This window comes from Pseudomonas sp. (assembly GCF_035277045.1).
Lineage (GTDB): Bacteria > Pseudomonadota > Gammaproteobacteria > Pseudomonadales > Pseudomonadaceae > Aquipseudomonas.
Genome location: NZ_DATELE010000030.1, coordinates 1 through 2,605 on the forward strand (window position 1 = coordinate 1; position 2,605 = coordinate 2,605).

Here is a 2,605-nt window from a genome sequence, read left to right on the forward strand (position 1 = left end):
AGCCTCGCTCGGCGTGGTCCGCCGCCTGGTCCAGGACGTGCGCCAGGACACTGCCCTGGGCAAGTCCCAGGTACGCCAGTTCCCAGTACCAGCGGGCCAGGGTGGCGTGAAGCGGCCCGATGGCCGGGCCAGGGGCTTGGCTCAACTGGGTCTGCGCCGTCTCGATCCGCTGGTTGATATCGCTTTCCTGCTTGTCGAGCATTGAATAGGCCAGCAGCCGCACGTCGTCGCTCGGGTCGCTCAGTGCCAGCTTGAGGATCTGCACCGCCTCGCGCCCCGGCATGCGCCGGGTCGCCAGCAACGCGGACAGGCGCCGCTCAGGATCCACCGCATGACGCAGGACGTCCTGCAGGCCGCTATCGGGAAACGAGGGCGAATGCAGTTGATGCTGGGGGCGATAGGGCAAGTCGGGAATGCCCAGCGCCTGCCAGGCCTGCCGCTCGCGCGTGCGCGGCAGGTACAGGGCCGGGAACACCGCCGCGATGACGCCCAGGCTGCCCAGCAACGGCACGAAGAACGCCAGGCTGAAAATGAACAACGGGCTCCACGGCAGCGGCTGGCGGTAGCGCGCAGGCAGCAGCTGCCAGACGGCCGCCGTCAACAGCAGGCAAGCCAGCAGGTGGCTGGCGCCTTACGTCAGCGCAACCTGCAGGTCGGGCAGGTCCTGGGCCAGCGCAGCCCAGCTGCCGGCCTCGAACACCAGGGCACCGCTAAACAGCCACTTGCTGGTCATTCAGGCCACACTCGTTGTAGAGGAAGCCACGAAGCCCGTCGCGCTGCGGCGCCGATTGCAGGTCATGAATGAACACGCTGACCGCAAGGTTGCGCAGGTCTGCCTTTACCCCGAACTGCTCCTGGACCAGCCGTCCCAGGCGGGCCAGATAGCCCTCGCCGCCTTCGCTGGAGGTCAGCGGCAGCAGCACCAGCAGGCACTGGTGCTGGCGCGCGTTGCGCAGCGGCAGGTGCAGGTCGAGGCCGCGCTGGCTGTACTCGAACAGACGGCGAAGCGCATCGCTCGGGCGGGTGATCTCGAAGACATACAGGCAGGCGGGCAAGCCATGTTGCTCGACATCGACCAACGAGCGCTGGAGCTGACGCGCGAAGTGCCGGGCTTCGGCGCACGGCAGTTGCAGCACCACGGGATCGTGCGTCAGCAGGTCGGCGATATGCCCGGCCAGCAGCAACAGCAGGCTCAGCGTACGTTCATGAAAGACAAAGAACGGCATCTGCCGCACGGCCAGGATGGCCAGCACCTGGCCGCTGGTGTCGATCAGCGGGATGCAGGCCTGCAGCGATGACACACTCGACAGCTCACCGGCTTCGATCACCTCTTCGAGCACGCTGACCAGCTCGCGCCGCTCAAGGCACAGCCTGACCAGCAGGTCATCACCGTTGAGCGCCTCCATCGTCCCGACGGTTGCCAGAGCGCTCAAGTGCGCCGGGGGCCCGGCAAGCGCGTCGACACGGTACAGGCCCGCCACCCGCAGCGATCCATACTGGCCCAGCAATGCCAGAATCGGCTCGGCGAGCAATGCCAGGTTGTCGCTGCCATCGGGCTGGGCGCGCAAGCGCTCGCTCAGGCCGTGCAGCGCGCTGCGCAGACTCTGGTCGCTGCCGGCCAGCCGTTGCTCCAGGCGGTCGTGGGAAACCCGCAGGATCTGGTGAGCGCGGGTAAAGTCGTCGAGCCGGTACTGGCGGTAGTCATTGGCCATCTGCAGCCGCTGCAGGCGGCGCTCCCACAGGTCGCGCACCTCCCCCACCAACATCCCGCAGACCAGCACGCCGACGATGAAACCCGGGGCGATCGATGCGTAGGCCGGCAAGCCGTCCCGGTGCAGTACAAAGAAGGTTGCCACCAGCAGGCTGGCGCTGAGCAGGCCACGGACAAAGCCGTAGCGCACGCCAATCAGCACCGGCGCAAGCACCGACCAGGGGAACTCGGCGCGCACCTGCAACGGGTCTTGCGGCGCAAGCCAGAGCCCGGCGCCAATGACCAGGGCGGTGACCAGCACCGTTTCCAGCCAGGACGTCCAGCCGTTCGCGCGTGGGGCAAGGCTGTAGTCCATGTAAGGAGATTTCATCGCGATCACTCGAACCGAAGGTCACCAACGAGGGCGTCGAGCACCTTTTGCGCGCTGCCAGCCAGGCTTTCACGGGACCAGCCGGCCCGCGCTCCACTGTTGCTCCAGAGCACTTTGCCGCTGCTGGGCTGCACGACACGCAAGCTGATGCCCACTGCCGGCTCGCCGTCCAGGCCACTCTTGTACTGCCATTCCTCGACGCTGCCGGTGATCACGTAATCGAGCTTCTGCGCCCGCGCCCACTCGAGCGCGGCCGCCTGACGCTCGCTGTCCTCGATCAACGCCAGTTCGCCTTGGCCCGGTGCGTGATAAAGGCGTGGCTGCAGCCCACGGCTGCTCAGCACACTGAGCAGGATCTGTTCACCACGCTCACCGGCCTGGGGCGTCTGCGAATAGTTGACCAAGGGCAGCACGGCCCATTGCGCGCGGCTGGGCAGTGCCTCGCTGGCCTTGCCAGTGAAGCTGCTGCAGCCGCTGACGAGCAGCGCCGTCAAGGCCACGCTCAGGCTAGGGATGACTCGCAT

General features: G+C 67.1%; 2 protein-coding genes and 1 pseudogene. All 3 read right to left on the minus strand.

Translation table 11 applies throughout. The features are described 5' to 3' along the window. A pseudogene (locus tag VJS90_RS01340) lies at window positions 1–733 on the minus strand (HEAT repeat domain-containing protein); the annotation flags it as partial. Next, window positions 711–2,081, minus strand: a complete 1,371-nt coding sequence (locus VJS90_RS01345; RefSeq protein WP_324118304.1) for a PelD GGDEF domain-containing protein — start codon at window positions 2,079–2,081, stop codon at window positions 711–713. The pseudogene VJS90_RS01340 and the gene VJS90_RS01345, both read right to left, overlap by 23 nt. A gap of 5 nt (window positions 2,082–2,086) precedes the next feature. After that, a complete protein-coding gene (locus VJS90_RS01350) occupies window positions 2,087–2,605 on the minus strand; it encodes a penicillin-binding protein activator LpoB (protein ID WP_324118306.1) in 519 nt (172 codons plus the stop codon).